The 18,719-nt window shown below is 48.7% G+C and carries 15 protein-coding genes; 4 read left to right on the top strand and 11 right to left on the bottom strand.

What is annotated here, in order from left to right; translation table 11 throughout:
• Positions 1 to 206 precede the first annotated feature (206 nt).
• Entirely contained in the window at positions 207 to 866 is a 660-nt protein-coding gene (locus tag WH45_RS00260) for a YczE/YyaS/YitT family protein (protein WP_046212407.1), read from the top strand.
• A 260-nt stretch (positions 867 to 1,126) separates the two neighbouring features.
• On the opposite strand, the gene WH45_RS22635 is transcribed toward WH45_RS00260, so the two are convergent.
• Positions 1,127 to 2,059 carry a nucleotide-binding protein gene (locus WH45_RS22635; protein WP_052723544.1) on the bottom strand — a complete coding sequence of 311 codons (933 nt, stop codon included), beginning with the start codon at positions 2,057 to 2,059 and terminating at the stop codon, positions 1,127 to 1,129.
• A gap of 244 nt (positions 2,060 to 2,303) precedes the next feature.
• Here WH45_RS22635 and WH45_RS23505 point away from each other — a divergent pair, with 244 nt between their 5' ends.
• Positions 2,304 to 2,480: a hypothetical protein gene (locus WH45_RS23505; protein WP_156075141.1), complete on the top strand. Its 177-nt coding sequence runs from the start codon at positions 2,304 to 2,306 to the stop codon at positions 2,478 to 2,480.
• Between the two features lie 118 nt (positions 2,481 to 2,598).
• Positions 2,599 to 4,314, top strand: coding sequence for an AIPR family protein (locus WH45_RS00250; RefSeq protein WP_046212406.1), 1,716 nt, complete (start codon positions 2,599 to 2,601; stop codon positions 4,312 to 4,314).
• Positions 4,315 to 4,518: 204 nt separating this feature from the next.
• Here WH45_RS00250 and rlmH read toward each other — a convergent pair whose 3' ends face one another.
• Complete coding sequence (rlmH, locus tag WH45_RS00245; RefSeq protein ID WP_046212405.1) at positions 4,519 to 4,998, bottom strand: 23S rRNA (pseudouridine(1915)-N(3))-methyltransferase RlmH; 480 nt, start codon at positions 4,996 to 4,998, stop codon at positions 4,519 to 4,521.
• A gap of 214 nt (positions 4,999 to 5,212) precedes the next feature.
• On the opposite strand from rlmH, the gene WH45_RS24050 reads away from it, so the two are divergent.
• Positions 5,213 to 5,341 (top strand): hypothetical protein, encoded by a 129-nt coding sequence (locus WH45_RS24050; protein ID WP_268748555.1) that lies wholly within the window; start codon positions 5,213 to 5,215, stop codon positions 5,339 to 5,341.
• 168 nt (positions 5,342 to 5,509) lie between these two features.
• Here WH45_RS24050 and WH45_RS00240 read toward each other — a convergent pair whose 3' ends face one another.
• The 9 genes from WH45_RS00240 to yycF form a co-directional block, all read right to left on the bottom strand.
• A complete protein-coding gene (locus WH45_RS00240) occupies positions 5,510 to 8,671 on the bottom strand; it encodes an S-layer homology domain-containing protein (RefSeq protein ID WP_235338202.1) in 3,162 nt (1,053 codons plus the stop codon).
• Positions 8,672 to 9,099: 428 nt separating this feature from the next.
• Complete coding sequence (locus tag WH45_RS00235) at positions 9,100 to 11,181, bottom strand: acyltransferase family protein (RefSeq protein ID WP_046212403.1); 2,082 nt, start codon at positions 11,179 to 11,181, stop codon at positions 9,100 to 9,102.
• 478 nt (positions 11,182 to 11,659) lie between these two features.
• A complete protein-coding gene (locus WH45_RS23045) occupies positions 11,660 to 11,827 on the bottom strand; it encodes a CxxH/CxxC protein (RefSeq protein WP_017815415.1) in 168 nt (55 codons plus the stop codon).
• A 39-nt stretch (positions 11,828 to 11,866) separates the two neighbouring features.
• Positions 11,867 to 13,141 (bottom strand): S1C family serine protease, encoded by a 1,275-nt coding sequence (locus WH45_RS00230; protein WP_046212402.1) that lies wholly within the window; start codon positions 13,139 to 13,141, stop codon positions 11,867 to 11,869.
• A 73-nt stretch (positions 13,142 to 13,214) separates the two neighbouring features.
• Positions 13,215 to 14,054: an MBL fold metallo-hydrolase gene (locus tag WH45_RS00225; protein ID WP_046212401.1), complete on the bottom strand. Its 840-nt coding sequence runs from the start codon at positions 14,052 to 14,054 to the stop codon at positions 13,215 to 13,217.
• A 5-nt stretch (positions 14,055 to 14,059) separates the two neighbouring features.
• Positions 14,060 to 14,806: a two-component system regulatory protein YycI gene (yycI, locus tag WH45_RS00220; protein WP_046212400.1), complete on the bottom strand. Its 747-nt coding sequence runs from the start codon at positions 14,804 to 14,806 to the stop codon at positions 14,060 to 14,062.
• A gap of 17 nt (positions 14,807 to 14,823) precedes the next feature.
• Positions 14,824 to 16,137 (bottom strand): YycH family regulatory protein, encoded by a 1,314-nt coding sequence (locus WH45_RS00215; RefSeq protein ID WP_046212399.1) that lies wholly within the window; start codon positions 16,135 to 16,137, stop codon positions 14,824 to 14,826.
• Positions 16,134 to 17,984: a cell wall metabolism sensor histidine kinase WalK gene (gene walK / locus WH45_RS00210; RefSeq protein WP_046212398.1), complete on the bottom strand. Its 1,851-nt coding sequence runs from the start codon at positions 17,982 to 17,984 to the stop codon at positions 16,134 to 16,136. Before walK ends, WH45_RS00215 begins: the two co-directional genes overlap by 4 nt.
• A 1-nt stretch (position 17,985) precedes the next feature.
• Complete coding sequence (gene yycF, locus WH45_RS00205; protein ID WP_046212397.1) at positions 17,986 to 18,717, bottom strand: response regulator YycF; 732 nt, start codon at positions 18,715 to 18,717, stop codon at positions 17,986 to 17,988.
• Positions 18,718 to 18,719 lie beyond the last annotated feature (2 nt).

The following is an 18,719-nucleotide window of genomic DNA, read 5'->3' as shown; positions in this document are numbered from 1 at the left end:
GCGGACGAGCTGACTGGAGCTTATATGGACGGCGGTATCAAAATTTTATGGAGAACGATCCGAAGTATCTGGAGTTTGGGAGAGGAGAATCAAGATGTGAGATGTAGAGCGGTAAAAATCGGCACGGAACGCCTGTGGAAACTGTGCTATAATGACGGCGTCGTTTGCGCTGGGCAGAATGATAATCTGACTATAGGACGGTTCATATGAAGGGATTCCTTAATACGTTAACAGATCCAAAGCGATTGATCGTTATGCTGGTCGGCAATGTTTTTTTGGGTATGGGAATTAGCATTTTCAAATTATCCGGCTTGGGGAACGATCCCTTCAGCGGCATGGTAATGGCACTTGCAGATACAAGCGGGATCGCGTATGCCCGTTTTCTGATCCTGCTCAACCTCTCCTTGTTCGTGATCCAGCTTATCGCGGGACGCCGGTTTATCGGAATCGGCACGATCGTAAACGCCGTATTTCTGGGTTATGTCGTTACATTTTTTTATAACATCTGGATCGACGTGCCGGGCGAGCCTCAACTGCTGTGGCAGCGCGTGATCACGGTAGCGATTGGCGTCGTGGTATGCAGCTTTGGCGTATCGCTGTATCAGACCTCCAACGTGGGCATCGCCCCTTATGACTGCCTGTCCCTGCTGATGAGGGATCGCTTCCCGCGAGTCAGCTATTTCTGGCACCGCATGTTTACGGATGCTCTCTGCGCGTTGATTTGCTTTATGTTTGGGGGCATTATCGGACTTGGGACGTTGGTGTCCATGTTCGGTCTCGGACCGATCATTCACTTTTTTAATGTGCATTTTGCGGAAAAGCTTTTGCGTGAAAGACGGCCGAGCGAACAGACGGCAAGCCGTTAAGGAGTTGGAGGTAGTCGGGTTTGGAATATGTTAAAAATCATTACTTGTGATACGGTTCACCGTATCAGTTGTAGAGCGAAAATAAGAGGACACCCAAAAAAGGTGCCCTCTTATTTGTTGCTTCATCAGATCACAAAATCGTAAACTGTGAGAGATCCATAGTCCATGGTAAGCAGGTTGAAATGAGCCAGAGCAATTATGGATAATGGAAATATAGTTGACCAACTACCACTTACTTGGTAGACGAGAAGTAATCTCGCCTATTTTTTATAAATAAGCAGGCTAGAAGTTGAAGATATACTTTTAGCTTCTACATCTTTATAAGAGTCTTCGAACCATTTGCTTGGGATCTTTGTTGTATTGCGAATAGTTATACTACCCACTAAATTTTTGTTTTCCACAAAATTTCTTAGTTCCTTGTAATCCTCAAATCCACAGCTTACTCTGTTAGTAGCTTTTTTATCCTCTTCAATAATACTTTCTAATTCTTTAAGCCCTGCAAAGGAAATAGTTCCTGACAACAGATACTTATCATCTCGAAACCCTACAACAAATTCGTCCCCAACCTTCGGCCATTGATCCTCTGGAACTTTACTAAAAGGGAAATACCCACCTGGCCATATAAACGTAGCATTGTTTGTAGTGGGTAACGCCTTTAAAACATTATCTTTCCAGCTTGATTTACCTTTTCCAAGATACTGCCTGTACAAAGTTGTTTCTTCTTTAGTAACGTTACTTAAAGGCATTATTTCCATTTCGCTAACCGACTTAGCAGAAATTTTATTTAACCAACTAGATATTTTCTGTTCTGCTGATATGCGCTTACCCAAATCGCAGTAAATAATACCATTTAGGTCGGAAGGAATTTTAGGATTTTCCTGACGACAAATTATTGTCTTTTGCATCCCAAGTTTTGCTGCAAACAATCCATACTCAATTAAAACATTATCTCGGGCCTGTGCGGTCATTCCTTTTGTAGTACTGATAACGTCGTCCTCGCTAAAAATTAGAATAGCTGCATCAACGTTTTCCGAAATATCAACTAACTCGTCAAAGATATGATTCCCAAGAAGAAATCGTTCATTATCAGTCCATCTTTCAGGAGTATGTCCAGCATTTTCCACCCATAAAGCTACATCATTTAAGGCCTTTTTTGCTTCTCCAGAACTACCTATAAACACTTTCAATCCCATTCGTCCTCACCTCATATATGTATGTAGCACTATTATAGTATTTATGGATATAAATGCATACCCTAAAAGTTACTTTCATAGAACTATCTTCATATTTGATTTCTTTTTGATTTACATTAATTTGCTTGCATTCTGAGTCGATTAATGAAGAAGCATAAGTGAAGCAACCTAAAAGACAACCAAATATTATACCTGTAGAGATACTTCCTAAAGTGGCTTATTTTATTTTCAGGAGGATTCACAAATGAGAATTTTTCAAACTCAACAGGATATTGTCACGCTCCGCTCCACCGACACCCTCTCCACCTTACTTTCTCACATCCAAGCCCGTTTCGAACACCTTCAATCCATTCACGACACCGAAAGCGATACTGAACAGGCGGAAGATAGCCAAGTGTTTCATGAATCGGGTGCTTGTTAAACCAGTTGGCATACTTATTACAATTTTCCCCTAGTCTTTATAACTTCAATTCCTTCTTTTTATTAATACATTTCTACCTTATACTTAAGAAATTACAACAGAGAAAAGAGATGACGATTTGGATAGAATTACAAAAAATTTGCTTGATGAGTTTATTTCCGAAAATGTTTTGAATCATCTACCACAAGAAACAGCTTTCGAGCATTTTACCGGTGCATTGGTAACAGCGAATCATTATTCCGAATCATTTTCAACATTCGATATTTCAGTTGGAGCAGGAAATGATTGTGGCATTGACTGTCTAGCAATCATTGTAAACGGTTGCTTGGTTTCCGAACCTGAAGAAATCGAAGACCTAGCAGAAACGAATGGGTACTTAGATATTTCTTTTGTTTTTATTCAGTCTGAAAGATCAAGCAACTTTGACACTCAAAAAATTGGGCAATTTGGTTTCGGAGTTCAGGATATTTTTTCTGATAACCCAGCTTTGCCTCAAAATGATCATATCAGAGCAAAATCCAAGATTTTAAATGTTATATTTGAGCAAAGTCGTCTGTTTAAAAAGGGGAATCCTCAATGCTTTCTTTATTATGCTACTACAGGTCAATGGGTTAATGATAGAAATCTTGTAGTTCGAAAAGAATCAGTTGTAGAAGATTTGAGACAGCTCGGACTTTTTAGAAAAGTTGTATTCGAGTGCATCGGGGCTGAACGTCTCCAAACACTATATAGAAATTTAAGAAACTCTATTACGCAAGAAATCACATTTATCAACAGAACCGTTTTTCCGGAGATGCAAGGAGTTGAACAATCATATCTTGGATTTGTTCCAGTCCCAGAATTTTTGAAGTTAATTGAAAATGATACTGGAGATATGAATACTTCAATATTCTATGATAATGTCCGTGATTGGCAGGAATGGAACCCTGTTAATACAGAAATAAAAGAAACGTTAGAGACTGTTGAAAAGAAAGTTCTTTTCCCTTTGCTAAACAATGGAGTAACTATTGTAGCTAAAAGGTTACACCCGACTGGTAATAAATTTGTAGTAGAGGATTATCAGATTGTTAACGGTTGCCAAACAAGCTACGTTTTACATGAGAGTAAAGCATTCATAGATGAAAGTATACTTGTTCCTATAAGATTAATTTCCACAAACGATCCGGAAGTAAAAAATCAGATCATTAAAGCAACGAACCGACAAACTGAAGTAACAGAAGATCAACTTTTTGCTTTGGCGGAATTCCCAAAAAAGTTAGAAGCTTATTTCCCTTCATTCGATGGATATAAGAAATTATATTATGAACGCAGATCCAGACAATACAATGCTGTTCCTAATATTGAAAAGGTTCGTGTTGTGAGCATGACAACACTTGTAAAATCATTTGCATCATTATTTTTGGATTTGCCTCACCGAACTTCGAGGAATTACAAACTTCTTCTAAAAAACATTGGAACTGAAATTCTAAATCCTGAACATAAGCTTGAAATGTATTACGTAGCAGCATATGCACAATACCGTCTAGAGTATCTTTTTAGAAGCCAAGCTATATCTTCTGAATTGAAAACAGCACGGTATCATTTGTTAATGGCTTTTAGAAAACTAGCCATTGAGACTCCAATGCCCAGATTTTTCAACTCAAACGAGATGGCACGCTACTGTAATCAACTGATGAATGTACTTTGGGACGAAACACAATATAAAGATGTATTTCGACAGGCAGCTGACATGGTTACTACTATTACGGAGGGTGAATATAACCGCGATAATATTAGAACGGAAGGATTTACTGAAAGATTGAATCAAGACATTAATGAGAGAAACGCAGAATAATAGTAAAACAAAACCCTTTCCACCACTACGGCGGAAAGGGTTTTGTTTTACATGAATGATGGTTTCTTTCAAACAAAGCATCATTCATAGCTTCGAAAAGTTTGTAGAAACTTGCTGAGACCTGCTTATCATTCAAAATAACCTATCTTCAATTATGTCTTAAAAATATTTCCTTGTTACTAAGCGATTGTCTAAAATTTCGCCCTACTTATGATAAGGCTCTCCCCGGTTAATCTTCACCGCCCGGTAAATCTGCTCCACCAGCACCAATCGCATCAACTGATGCGGCAGCGTCATCCGTCCAAAACACAGCTTCTGCTGCGCACGCTTCAGCACTTCATCCCCAATCCCATGACTGCCGCCAATCACAAACACCACATGACTGCTGCCATACGTCCCCAGCTTATCGATCTCGGCTGCCAGATCCTCGGAACTCCACAGCTTGCCGTCCAGCGTTAGTGTAATCACGTGTGCATCCGGCTTAATCTGCGCCAGAATTCGCTCGCCTTCCTTGTCCTTTACAATCCGTACCTCGGCATCGCTGAGTGTATCCGGTGCTTTCTCGTCACTAACTTCGATCACCTGAAACTTGATATACGGAGTCAGCCGCTTGGCGTACTCAGCGATTCCCTGTACGAGGTATTTTTCCTTAAGCTTGCCTACTCCAATAATCTGTATGAACATCGATATCCTCCTGAATTCTATTACCTCTGTATTGTCGTCCGTCACTGGAACTCACATGTTATTATCATACCAGATATCCGGCTAGTGTCTGCTACTATAGTCTTCCATCATCCCCAAAAATCATATCATACTTTATTTTCCAAATTTCATTTTGAACAGATACTTTCTTTTATGTAGACTATTTATACGACTCACCTACATAAGGAGGCTTAATATGATCATCGGAGCCATCATTTTATTCATCATAGCCATTTCTCCAATCTTATATCGGCAAAATCAGAGAATACGTGTACTGGAAGAACAAGTACGTGCGCTGAATGAACGGAACAAACCGTATTATTAAACTGCAGAATTCATATCCATCTTCTATGAAGTCAGGCTAAAGCAAAAAGAAAGAGACCTTTCCACCAACAGAAGGGTCTCTTTCTTCTTACTTACATACTATCCTGTGCTTCCTGCCCATTCTACCAAACGTTGGATCGCCTGGCAGTCAAGGCTGGATAGACATCGTTTAAATCAGTTCTGCAAATTTCAGAATACGCTCCATCAGGGAAGCTGTCTCTGCACGGGTCACAGCGCCTTTACTGTTCAGCATACCGGCTGCATCGCCCTGCATGATGCCCTGCTCTGTCGCATAGCTTACATCCTGCTTGGCCCATGCGGAGGTCTGGGCGCCGTCTTTGTAGCTGTTCAGTGTAGCTGTACTGCTGGCTGACGGATTGATGTCGGCCAGTCGGGCTGCACGGATCAGGATGGAGATGGCTTCCTGACGGGTGATGGTTTTGTCCGGCTTGAACGAGCCATCGGTATAGCCATTCAGCAGTCCGTAGGCAGATGCTGTGCCTACATATGGCGTATACCATGTACCGCTGGCAACATCAGTAAAGGATTTGCCTACTGCACGATCGTCCTGCAGTCCAAATGCACGCACTGCGATCGCAGAGAATTCGGCACGGGTAATCTTACGATTTGGATCAAAAGTCATCTCATTCATGCCTTCCACGACGAGGCGGGAAGCCATGCTATCGATTGCTGCTTTGCCCCAGTGATTGGTCACATCATCGAATGTCTTCTCGTTCCAGATCAGCGCATAGGTGCCGTTGCTCACCAGACTGTTGATCTGTGCATAATATTGACCATCGATGCGCACAACCTGAGTTGGTACGTGCATGAACGAGGTCTGGTTCTCATCGTAGATGATACCTGTCGTAATACGATTCGGATCATAGCCTGCCGGCAGCGGGATCAGACGCTGTGCATACTGGTCGAAGTTTGGAACTGATGTCTGTTCTCCATTGTACGTGGAGGTCACGCCAAAGTTCATTGCCGGTCCGACCATGCTTAGCTTTTTGAATGCAGCCGCATTTTGGATGCCCTGCTCGGCTGATGCCGAAGCTGCCGATACGGTTACGTTCAGATGCAGCTGGGACAGGCTGGCGGCTGCGTTATTTTTGGCGATGAGTTCATTCACACCGAGCTGCTTGGCCGGCAGAATGTATCTTCCGGACGGTGATTGCAGTTCGATCGCGCCATTTTTGTTATCCAGCCATTTGGCGATAGTGCCATCCAGTCGGGTATGGGTCTCATCCGCATTTTCGTCGGAGCGGATCACCAATGTGCTGCGGTTGGATTTCTCCAGTGCTTCAATCGCTTTGTCGCTGTCGACTGCGATGGTGGCTGTCTTCTTGCCGTCTTTGTCCTGTTTGATCAGGGTAGCGATCGGTTCGCTGGTAGACGGATCGGTGATGACCACTTCCGGATCGGTCCCTGGAGTAACCGTCGGCTCAGGGGTTGGTGCAGCTGGTGTGGAATCGCCGCTGGTAGTATTATTTTTGGAATTATGCTTTTCCGTTACATTGACTCGAATCACAAAAGTTTTGCCTGCGTATTCGATAGTGATGTCTGCACTGCCTTTGGATCTCGCGGTGATGACACCATTGCTATCGACCGTGGCGATGCTCTCGTCGGAAGACGTGTATTGCAGGTTGCCGGTGATTACTTCGCTCGTACCGTCATCGTATACGGCGCGCGTTACGGTTGGTTGGGTAGTGCCTTTGCGAAGCGTATAGGATTCACTGTCTGCGGACAGTCTGACCAGCGTCGGCGGCGTAAAGTACACATTGACCGTCACCTGTGCGCTCAGGCCATTGTATACCGCTGTCACGACAGTATTCCCTTCAGCCACGCCTTTGACCAAACCTTTGTCATCCACGGAGGCAATCTCCGGTGATTGGGAACTGAATGTCACACCATCTGTAATGGTGAACAGGCTGCCATCGCCTTCATAGACGGATTGGGCAACTGTCTGATGGGTCTCACCAATTTTCAGGCTGTAGTTATAGCTGTCGAGCAGTAATGGCGACTTTTTCTTGGTTATGAAACTGGCGTTGTCTCCATAGGCGACATTGCCATATACATCGACTGCATATGCCCGATACGTATAGCTGGTATCCGGCTTGAGGTCGGTAATATTCAGCATGTAGCTGCCCAGTGAATTGTCCGGTGCCGCATGGCGGGTCACTGCATTGCCATCATTGATCTCGATGCCTGCGTACTGCACTGGCGATTTGCCTTCAGACAGGAGCTCACCCGACAGGGAAACCGAAGTTGAAGTAATCTTGTCGGCGAGTCCTGTCTTTACTTTTGGCAGATTTTGCAGAATCCAGGTGTCTCGCGGGAGAGCGGATACACCGCTAGTGAAACCGCCAAATATAACGATTTTGCCGTTTTTGGCATCATAGGTCATGCCCATATGCGCGTGGGGGGTATAGCTGCTCTGCAAAGACTGTTTCTCCCACTGGCTGCCATCCCAGATCCATGTATCATTCAATGAAGTGCCGCTGCCGTCACCGCCCGCCATAATAATATGCGAGTCATCGAAGGCCATACCCGCTCCTGCTCTTGCCTGCGGTATATGGCTCGCTGACATGAGGTGCTGGGTCCATTGGGAACCATCCCATGTCCAGGTATCATTGTAGAAAACACCCTTGCTTACACCGCCAAACAAGACTGTTCTTTTGTGAATCGGATCATAGGCCATCTGACCAAATGATCTTGCGGAAGGTCCCGAGTTGATGGCTACCTGAGCCCAGTCTGTACCGTCCCAGATCCATGTGTCACCATACTCATTGCTATTACTGTCCAATCCGCCAAATAACAGGATATTCTGAGTAGTACCATTTGCGGATGGTGCAACAGACATATAAGGAATACGACGGACACCCGGATTATGAGCTGTCGGAAGCTGCTTCCAGTTGGTGCCTGTCCATGCCCATGTCCCCGTTCCTCCACCATCTCCACCATACATAATGACCTGCTGGCTATTTGGATCATAAGCCATACCGCCGCCGCTGCGAGCTGGCGGCTTGGTAGTTGGATTGAGCAGGGTCCAGTTTTGGCCGTCCCATTTCCATGTTTCTGATGACCATACGCCGGATACCAGGCCTCCGAACAGAATGACGTACTTGTTCACCGGGTCATATGTCATCAGCGGTGCTGTTCTGCCTGTTGGGTAGGTGGTTGGGTTCATCTGTACCCATGTATAATTTGAGGAATAATCCACACTTGATGATTCAGCCGATACGCTTGTCGTCAGGCCTACCGGTGTAGTACATACGACAGCAGCTGTTAAGAACATGATAGCGGATTTCTTTAGTACCCCTAATCCTTTCAATCCAAACCCTCCGTTTACTTACTTAGATAGTTACCAAGTAAATATCGGATAAATTGATGTAATTATTTAATATTTTTTTTAAATATACGCGGATAAAGTTTATGCTGTTTCTCTATAGCGAATAGCTCTCTGTTGCTTTTCGCTTACTTATAAATATATGTATGCAGCTTGGGTATACTGGCATATTTGCCATCATTCTTCGACTACAGAAACGTCTCACATCCTCGCGCTAAATTAAAAACTCCCTCCACGCTGACTGAATGGCAGTCGGCCCAGAGGGAGCACTTGTGAATCTTCCTTTAATACTATCGGAAGTCTGTTAAGGGAGTTGTATAGGACTTCCGTATGAATTGTAAAATATATCCTCTAAATCTAGTTATATACACTCACGACTGCATCATCTGTTACATTCAGCGCTGATTCGCCGCTTATTTACCGGCAATCGCGTTGGCGACCAGGGTGGCAAATACTTTGGCACCGGATGGATTCACGTGCACACCATCCGTCGCGAAGAAGCTGTCCTGCCCCTTGCTCGCCGAATACCAATCCACCACGGTAATGCGCGAATCTTCGGCAGCTACCGCGTTAATTGTATCATTCACCAGCGTCTCCCATGGACGCGGCACACGTGTATTGATCAGGATGATCTTCTTGGCATCGCCCAGTTCATCCAGCAGGTCTTCCAGCTGTTCGCGGGTGAAGGAACCGTTCGTTCCCAGTTCGATAATCACCTTGGAGCCGAGATGGCCGCTTCGGCGCAGCTGCTGGATCTCGGCCGGGGCTTCGGTCATCTGGCGGCCTACCCGTCCGTCGATGGTGATGCCCGGCATTACTTCGCTGAGGTGGCGGGCGACGTCCAGCATGACGGAGTCACCGATCGCGGTTACGCCTTCGCCGGAGACGATTTTATCCAGCACTTTCTTGTTCGTAGCTGCCATAGGATCGGAAGCGTTCTGCTGGGATGCCGAGGACAGCTTGCTCTGCTCACTGGAGGCGGAGCCTTTGCTGCTGCCTGCACTCAGACTGCCGGATTCTGTCGTTCTGCCGGAAGACGGTTTGCTGGTCGGCTCGTCGTCCTTGCTGCCTGCAGCCGCATTGTCAGACGGGCCGTTATCCTGCTGATCTTCGGTAGTCTGCTTGGTCGCGTCTGCTTTTTGCGGTTCCTTGCCCTGGGACTTCACGGAACTCGCTACATCCTTGGACATTTTGTCTGCGGCAGAAGCGGACTTGTCGTCTGTCGAGACCGGCTTGCCGACGATGAATACGGACTGCGGCTGCTGTGGATCGACCTTGGGTGCCGAATTGGAGACGACATGTCCCAGCACCAGCGCAGAGACGACGAACAGCATTGCTGCACTGCCTCCGTAGATCCAGGAACGGGAGTTCCGCCAGCGATTCCGCTGCGCATATGTGCGGCCAAGTGATTGACGGAAGCCGTTTCTGCGGATCGGCTCTTCTACATATCTCCAGCTCAGTTCCGCCAGCGCGAGGCTGACCGCCACCTGAATAATCGCTCTCCATACGGATGGATCTTCAGTGCTCACCTGCGGGGTGCTGAGCGTGATCACGGGGAAATGCCATAGATACAGTCCGTAGGAGCGTTTACCCAGCCAGCGCAGCCGCTTGCAGCCGACGAGAACAGCCAGGCGGCTCGCCGGGTGTGCCAGTACAGCGATCAGGATTGCGGTAAGGATCGCGATGAGCAGCATGCCTCCGCGGTACAGGAACGGCTGGTATTCATTCGTATGCCAGACCAGCCAGATCAGGATTAGCAGGGAGATGGTACCTGTCACATCGAGTACATTCCGTGCAGGCGCAGATACGCTGCTCTTGAGCTTCATGCTCGGCCAGACAATCGCCAGCGCTGCTCCGATCAGTAGAGCGAATATGCGTGTATCTGTTCCATAATATACACGGCTCGGGTCTTCACCCGGTACATAGATCACTGCCATTAGCAGCGCCGAGATAATGGACAGGCTGATAATCCAGCCGGCCAGATTGCCCCGCTTGGGCAGGAACTTCAGCCCGAGCAGCAGCAGGAACGGCCACAATAGATAGAACTGCTCCTCTACCGCCAGCGACCAGAGATGACCGAGCGGTGAAGCCGGACCGAAGCTCTCAAAGTACGATACTTTATGGAAAATAAACCACCAGTTGCTCACATACAGCAGGGCTGCCGGAATATCTCCAGCCAGCGCGGTGAGCCTCGAATGATCTCCGATCAGGCACCAGAGCGCCACGACAGCGATCATGACGAACATGGCCGGCAGCAGCCTGCGGGCACGCCGGAGCCAGAAGTCCTTCATTGCAAAACGGCGATTGCGCTCCCACTGTCCGGCGAGGATATCCGTGATCAGATAACCCGATAATACAAAGAAAATCCCGACACCAAGCAGTCCGCCGGGTGCCCAATCGGTATTCAGATGATAAATAATAACGACCAGTACGGCGAATGCCCGGAGGCCGTCGAGTCCTGGCATATAACGGTGCTGCTGGAGCGGCTTAGGCATATACCCACCGCCCTCTATGTATAGTCAAACCGGCTTTTCCGGTACACCTGTCTTGTCGTCGCTGTGGTTCCTTTTTCTTCGTTGTGAGCATTCCATACCTGATGATGTCTATCATTTTTCTTTTCCTTTCCCTGGGACAATCTGATCCTGCATGCTGAGGCACATAAGCCGACATGTCCCATTATAGCCAAGTATTCGACAGCAATCGTCTCAAAGCAGTTAAAATTGGTTTACAGCAAAGTCGCTAAATGAAAAAAAGCCTACGGCTCTGAAGGCAAAAGGAAACAAGGACCGTGATATCCGGCCCTTTCCCCTTTGTTCCGTCATGATCAGTACGCGCTAATGGAATGTCTGGCTGTTATATAGTAGTGTATCGCATTCTTTGTCTCTCTCTATCAGCTTGATCGGCATGCTGGTATTTCTGTTTTTGGGAAATGTCAGCATGCCGACTGTGTATCATCCGGAACCGGCCGCCAAGTCAGACGACCAGGAATTCGCCATGCTGATCGCAATAAATGCACTTGGCAGGCGGGTCCCAGTCCGAGAATTCGGTTTCCTTCAGATCTACGACATCCGGAGCATCCTCGAACTCATCCACGAACGCTTCCAGCGCCTCTTCCACATGATCTTTGCATACGACATACATCAATAGTTTCAAGCTTCCTTTCCGGTGTATCCTGGTTGATTATTTATGATTATCCGGCTGGGATTCCAACGTGACATTGACGGTCTTCTTGGTTCCGCTGCGGTAATACGTAATTTTGAGAGTGTCTCCGGCTTCTTTGTGATTATACAGATACTTGCGCAGCTCCAGCGTGGAGCTGATCTTCTCCCGGTCCAGCTGGACGATAACATCGTCTGCTGCCAGACCGGCCTGCTTGGCAGGACCGCTCGCTTCCACGACGACCGCTCCTTCTTCCACACCATCGGGAAGCTTTGGCTTGGTCGACTCCGACTCTTCCTCGTCATAGGAGCGGTAGGCATACTCATTATCCAGATCGATGCTGTACACACCGAGATACGGGCGGCTGATTTTGCCGCTTTTCATCAATTGTTCGGCGTTGTCCATCACTTCATTGATCGGAATCGCAAAGCCCAGCCCTTCGACGCCGGTATCGGCAATCTTCATCGTGTTGATACCGATCACCTGACCGCTCAGATTGACGAGCGCACCGCCGCTGTTGCCTTCATTGATCGCCGCATCGGTCTGGATGACGTTCTGCTCCCAGTCGTAATTGCCATCCTGGTTAAGCGATACGGGGATCAGCCGGTTGTCATAACTGACAATCCCTGATGTCATCGTACCATTAAACCCGAGCGGATTGCCAATAGCCAGCACAGTCTCGCCCAGCTGCAGATCATCCGAGTCGCCGATCGGGGCCACGGTATCAATATCTTTGGCACTTACGGACAGCACGGCGATATCGGTAATAAAGTCCGCGCCTACTACAGCAGCCTTGAGCACCGTACCATCGGTCAGCACCGCTTTCACTTCATCGGCATCGGAGATAACATGGTTATTGGTGACAATATAGGCTTTATCGCCTTCTTTGCGAAAAATTACGCCCGAGCCAAGCGCCGACTCATCCAGCGCAGGGGGAGTATCCAGTTCCTTTTCGCCATTCTGGTAATTGACGATACTGACGATGGCCGGACGCACCTGCTCCGCTACCATGGTCAGCTGCTCATACGGATTGCCTCCGGTCTGCTCAAGCGGCAGCAGGCTGCTGGCCGAAGCGGAGGAGGCATAGCTGTTGTGGTACCACATCAATGCTCCCAGAACGGCAAATACCGTTACTGCGCTCGTTAATGCACTGACCAGCACGATCCGCAGCATCGACGACCTGCGCGGCCGCACACCAAAGGAGCGGGGAACCGGATAGGAAGGTGGGAGCTGAGCCTGGCGCCGGGATTTCCGCGACACTTTGGTGGAATAAAAATCGTCATCAAACAATGCCATGCTCATCGCCCCTCTGCGTTCTTCTGCTTTGCCTTATCTATTACCTGCGGTTCCCCTCTGTTCAAACGCCGGATTATAACATTTTCTCCGATATATAGGTTTCACTGAGCATATCCCACGGTGTAGGCCGATCATAGTAGGTGGCGCACAGCTGGAATTCAGTGTCTTTGAAAAAGCAGCCCCTGCTCTCCATCGCGTCTCTTACCGTCATTTTGGCGATTTCCATCATATTATGATCACGGCTGAGATGAGCCAGATATGTGCGTTTCATTTTTTTGCAGAGCAGCTCACTGAGCGCTTCACCGGCCGCATCATTGGACAGGTGACCGACGTCGCTCAGGATGCGCCGCTTGGTGTTCCACGGATAGCGTCCCATGCGCAGCATCTCGATATCATGATTGGCTTCGAGCACGAGCACATCCGAATCGGAGATGCTCTGCATTACCTTGTCACTCACATAGCCGAGATCGGTCGCTACACTGAGCTTCTGGTCGCCATCCCGGAAAAAGTAACCGACCGGTTCGGCCGCATCATGCGAGATGCCGAACGACTCGATCCGCAGCGAGCCAAATGTCAGAAAGTCACCGGTCTGCATAATCTGCTTTTGCTCCGGGTTAATCTTGCCAACCGCCCGCTCGATCGCCATCCATGTCTTCTCGTTGGCATAGATCGGCAGCTGATACTTGCGTGCGACTGCGCCCAGTCCTTTGACATGATCAGAGTGCTCGTGGGTGACCAGAATGCCATCCAGCTCTTCCCCGGTCATCTCCCGCTCCCGCATCAGCTCATCGATCCGTCTCGCACTGAGCCCGGCATCGATCAGTATCGCTGCGTCCTTATTGCGGACGATGGTTGCATTGCCTGTCGAACCACTCGATAATACTGTAAATTGTATCCCATGTATGCCTATCATTATGTCTACTCCTCATTTTCTGACGCCGGGGATCTCATTACTTCCCCGCTTATTCCCTGTATATAATAAAATTCGCCGCTCTCCAGTACAATTCTCCAGACCGGCTCGGCTTTGAACCGGTTGCTGTCCAGCGGCTGACCATAGAAACCAAGCGCTATATCTTTAACTACCGCATTGTCCGGCAGTTCTTTTTCAATCAAAGTGCCCAGCGCGACGGAAGCCGACAGAATCTCCTGTCTTGGCTGTCCCTCATTCTCGCCATCGACGATCAGTTGTGGGGCCGTGTAGGAAATAATCTTCTGATTACTATAATACAGCTCCAGATTCGCATTAAACAGAGGTAAATCGTTATTTATGAGCGGATGCATCACAAAAATGCCTTCTTCCGCAATAAATGGATCATATTCATATTTGTTGATGTTCTGAATCTCATTATTCAGCTGGCTTTTCAGCTCATCTTCGTTAAAAATAAGCTGGCTGTCTACCGGACGCGACAGCTTCACCGACTGCTGTACAGCCGGCGCACTGCTGCGATATATCATCTCCGGCAAAATCGGAGTTTCCCTTGGAATCTGGGCGGTCACCTGTACATGCTTGTTTTCCAGTGCCCGCTGTGCATTTTCACTAAGGGAGGCAATATCCAGATTGGACTGGGCCTGATCGCGTACATCCATCCAGAGCTGGTAACCCAATATGATATTCAGCAGTAAAAAGGCGCTAATCAGCACGCTCTTGGCTCTTCCCCAATCCATTTTGGACCTCCCTTGTATTATAAGTTACGGTTCGACTGAATCAGCAGATGGCTGCCATCCTGCAGTTCGGCCATCCATACCGGCGTTAGAATGACTACGCCGTTGCCCAGTGTCGGACGATAGGCCGGCGACAGATGACTGACAGTCTGACCGGCAGGCACCTGATTATGCAGCAGATTAATCAACTGCTGGCCTCCCGGCAGTACCTGAATCTGCGAATTGGACGACAGCGGCTGATCTGCCAGCTGCTGGTCAGCCGTCAGATACAGCAGCGAACGTTCATAGGAAGAAATCGTGTTGTACTCCACCGTCAACCGCATATAGCCGAATCTTAGCTTGTCCGTATCCATAATCGGGTACGAACGATAATACTGGCGGAAAGTGAAGCCTTTCTGGTTCACTGCACTGTTCATGTTGAGCATATACGTTCCCGGCCAGCCGCCATGCTGGTTGACAAATTCTACCGCAGACAGCACATTATCGATCACATTGTTCGTACCGGTCGTTGACGCGGTCGGATCGGTATAAGTCATCCATCTCTGCCGGGTATCCACCTGCAGACTACGCTTGCTGTCCGTATAGATTTCTATTCCATTCTCTTCATTGATATTACGCGTCGCACCCGGATCGAAAAACAGATTGCGCTGCATCTGCTCGGTCGTCAGACTATCCAGCTTGAGCGTAACGCTTGGAATACTGAGACCGGTCTGCGGGATATAATACCCACCTGTGGCATATTGATAATTAATACCATTTTCACCAAGCAGCACATGCCGCAGAATATCCTGGCTCGTCCACTTCAGATCGGTCGCTTCATAGACCACATCTCCGCTCGCACTGAAAAAGAAAGCTCGCGGCGTGTTGTTTTCGGCAGCGTTATAGATCAGAATCCGGTTGACCGCATCCCCTTCAAACAAGGAATCCGGGTTCAGACTCATACTGCGTTCGAGCAGACTGACCGGGATGCCACTGTTAAAGGTCAGTTCGATGCCTGCCTCACTGCGGATAGCATTCCAGTTCATGCTCTGCAGCGGCAGACGGCGGAATTGACCGAAGCTGCTATTTTTGAGGTCGGTGTAGATCGAATTGTAATTGGGGGAAGACGGATAGAATATTGTATGCCGATTCCCCGATTTATGAATAATCATCTGGTCTGGAAACACCAGATTCTCAATGTTGGAGCGCGGCCCAATATCTTCTGCCTGCACATAGCCCGACTCCGAATTGGCGACCGAGTCGGCGCCAGGCATCCGGTAGATCAGGAAATAACTCTGCACCAGGCTGATCACAATTAGAAGTGTGAGCACACAAGATTTGATATTTTCTCTCAACTCACAACCTCTCCTTCCTCATGCAGCGGCAGCATGACCGTCACTGTCGTACCTGTACCCAGTTCGGAATCCAGTTCAATTGTACCGTCATGTGCACGTACCATTTCCCGGGCAATAGACAAACCGAGGCCAGTGCCGCCCATATTGCGGGAGCGGGCCTTGTCGACCCGGTAGAATCTTTCGAAGATCCGCCCCAGATCCTGTTTTGGAATACCAATCCCGGTATCCTCGACAGACAGGGCCAGCATCCCATCATCCGTACAGCGGGCAGCCAGCTTGATACTGCCGCCATCCGGCGTGTATTTGAGCGCATTGGAGACCAGATTATCGAGCACCTGATCCATCTGATCGCGATCGATCCATACGCTGCCCACTTCCGGCTGCATATCAATCGAAGAACGGATATCTTTTTGCTTCATCTGGACATAGAAACGATCAATCGTATCTTCCAATAGCTCCAGCACATCCGTACGCTGCTTGCGCATCATCGCTTCGCTCGAATCCAGACGGGACAGATGCAGCAGATCGCTGACGAGACGGATCATGCGCTGGGTCTCGTTACGGATAACACCGATAAAACGTTCTGCCAAAGCCCGCTCATCCAATGCGCCATCCTCCAGCGCTTCGGTATAACTCTTGATCGTCGTCAGCGGTGTGCGCAGCTCATGCGATACATTGGCGACGAACTCGCGCCGTGCGCCTTCCAGCTTTTCCTGATCGGTGACATCCTGCAGTACGGCGATCACACCGGCAATATTTTCTTTGCGCCGGTGAATCGGGCTGAAGGTGACACGGATGATCGAGGTATTCCCCTCATCTTCCTGTCCCAGCTTGAGGATCACATGACGAAGCGTACCGGCATGCAGCTTGCTGCGATCCTGCTCGGACAGCGGCAGCAGCTCAACCAGCGTTTTGCCGGTCATGTTCTGCTCGCTCGCATCCAGCATCGCCCCGGCTACCCGGTTCACCAGGATCACGCAGCCATGCTCATCTGTGGCGACGACACCATCGCTCATATTTTTGAGGATAGAGGCCAGCTTGTCCTTTTCCTCTTCATTCTGAGCCAGCGCATCCCGCAAGCGGCTGGTCATGTAGTTAAAAGCTTCACTCAGCTGTCCGATCTCATCGTTGCTGTATACGGTCATATGATGGTCAAAGTCTCCCTCGGCCACCTGTTTGGCCCGCCGGGTCATCTCCTTGATCGGCTGGGTAATCGTATGGGCCAGAATCACACCCAGCACTGCTGTAAGCGCCAGCGCAATCAGCAGCCCGGACAGAAAGATCCCGTTGATCCGCTTCATCGTGTCATACAGCTCGGCCATCGACGCGACAATATAGACGGCACCGACCGTACGGTTGCCGCTTATGATCGGTTCAGCCACGACCCGTTTGCGTTCACCGGTCTCATCAATAATATATTCCTCGTTGTCCCTGATGCCCTGCAGGGCCCGGCTGACCACCGTCTGCGTATTACGACGGGCTTCCGCATTGGAGTCGGAGTCTACCGACGAGATAACGATGCGTCCGCTCACATCCAGCACCTGAATCTCCTGAATCTCACTGCCGCTCATATTGTACAAATTGTTCACCATCAGTTTTAGATCGCTGACCGAACTGGAAGCGGTCTCTCCACTGGCGGACCATTTATCCGCAGCCAACACGGACAGCAGCTCTGCCCGTTCCTGCAGATCCTGGGTAAAGTTGCTCGTCAGGGAATTTTTCATGGAGCTTACAAAATACACGCCAATCAGCTGCATCGCAATCAAAATCAGCAGCACATAAATAATAATCAGCCGCGCCTGAATGGTACGGCTGAATTCTGGCAGCAGCCGAAGCCTGCGCTTCACCTTACCATCCTCCTGCTTTTGGACTGCGCATCATGTAACCGAGTCCCCGGCGGGTCAGGATATATTCCGGCTTGCTTGGATCATCCTCGATCTTCTCCCGCAGACGACGAATCGTTACATCCACCGTACGCACATCTCCAAAGTATTCAAATCCCCATACTGCCTGCAGCAGATGCTCTCGTGTCATCACCCTGCCGGCATTTTTGGCCATATAATAGACCAGTTCATATTCACGGTGAGTCAAATCGAGCGGCTCCCCGCTTTTATACACCAGATACATATCCGTATCGATAAATAATTCAAATAAAGCCAGTCCGTTCTTCTCCTCCGGCACTTCCGGGGCCGCAGCGACGGCAGCAGGCACTTTCTTCTGCTGGCGGCGTATATGGGCTTTGACCCGGGCGAGCAGTTCGCGGGTACTGAACGGCTTGGTCACATAATCGTCGGCTCCCAGCTCCAGTCCGAGCACCTTGTCGATTTCGGCGTCCTTGGCGGTAAGCATAATAATCGGCATATCCAGCCGGGTACGCACCTCGCGGCACACATCCATGCCATCTTTGCCGGGCAGCATCAGGTCAAGCAGAATGAGATCCGGTTCCTCGGCAAAAGCCTGTTCCACCGCACTGATCCCATCAAAAGCACATATGACTTCATAGCCTTCTTTTTCCAGGTTGAATTTCAAGATATCTGCAATTGGTTGTTCATCGTCTACGACCAGAATTTTTCCCTGCATTG

The sequence above is a fragment of the Paenibacillus wulumuqiensis genome (assembly GCF_000971965.1).
Taxonomy (GTDB): Bacteria; Bacillota; Bacilli; order Paenibacillales; family Paenibacillaceae; genus Saccharibacillus; species Saccharibacillus wulumuqiensis.
The sequence above is the reverse complement of the archived record's forward strand: the minus strand, read 5'-3'. Positions and strand labels throughout refer to the sequence as shown.

Excerpts from the sequence above, each read along its gene's own strand:
- WH45_RS23505 (WP_156075141.1), top strand. The coding sequence starts at position 2,304 with ATGAGAATTTTTCAAACTCAACAGGATATTGTCACGCTCCGCTCCACC.
- WH45_RS00235 (WP_046212403.1), bottom strand. The coding sequence starts at position 11,181 with ATGCCTAAGCCGCTCCAGCAGCACCGTTATATGCCAGGACTCGACGGC.
- WH45_RS23045 (WP_017815415.1), bottom strand. The coding sequence starts at position 11,827 with ATGTATGTCGTATGCAAAGATCATGTGGAAGAGGCGCTGGAAGCGTTC.
- yycI (WP_046212400.1), bottom strand. The coding sequence starts at position 14,806 with ATGGATTGGGGAAGAGCCAAGAGCGTGCTGATTAGCGCCTTTTTACTG.
- WH45_RS24050 (WP_268748555.1), top strand. The coding sequence starts at position 5,213 with ATGATCATCGGAGCCATCATTTTATTCATCATAGCCATTTCTCCAATC.
- WH45_RS22635 (WP_052723544.1), bottom strand. The coding sequence starts at position 2,059 with ATGGGATTGAAAGTGTTTATAGGTAGTTCTGGAGAAGCAAAAAAGGCC.
- WH45_RS00230 (WP_046212402.1), bottom strand. The coding sequence starts at position 13,141 with ATGGCATTGTTTGATGACGATTTTTATTCCACCAAAGTGTCGCGGAAA.
- rlmH (WP_046212405.1), bottom strand. The coding sequence starts at position 4,998 with ATGTTCATACAGATTATTGGAGTAGGCAAGCTTAAGGAAAAATACCTC.
- WH45_RS00260 (WP_046212407.1), top strand. The coding sequence starts at position 207 with ATGAAGGGATTCCTTAATACGTTAACAGATCCAAAGCGATTGATCGTT.
- yycF (WP_046212397.1), bottom strand. The coding sequence starts at position 18,717 with ATGCAGGGAAAAATTCTGGTCGTAGACGATGAACAACCAATTGCAGAT.
- WH45_RS00225 (WP_046212401.1), bottom strand. The coding sequence starts at position 14,054 with ATGATAGGCATACATGGGATACAATTTACAGTATTATCGAGTGGTTCG.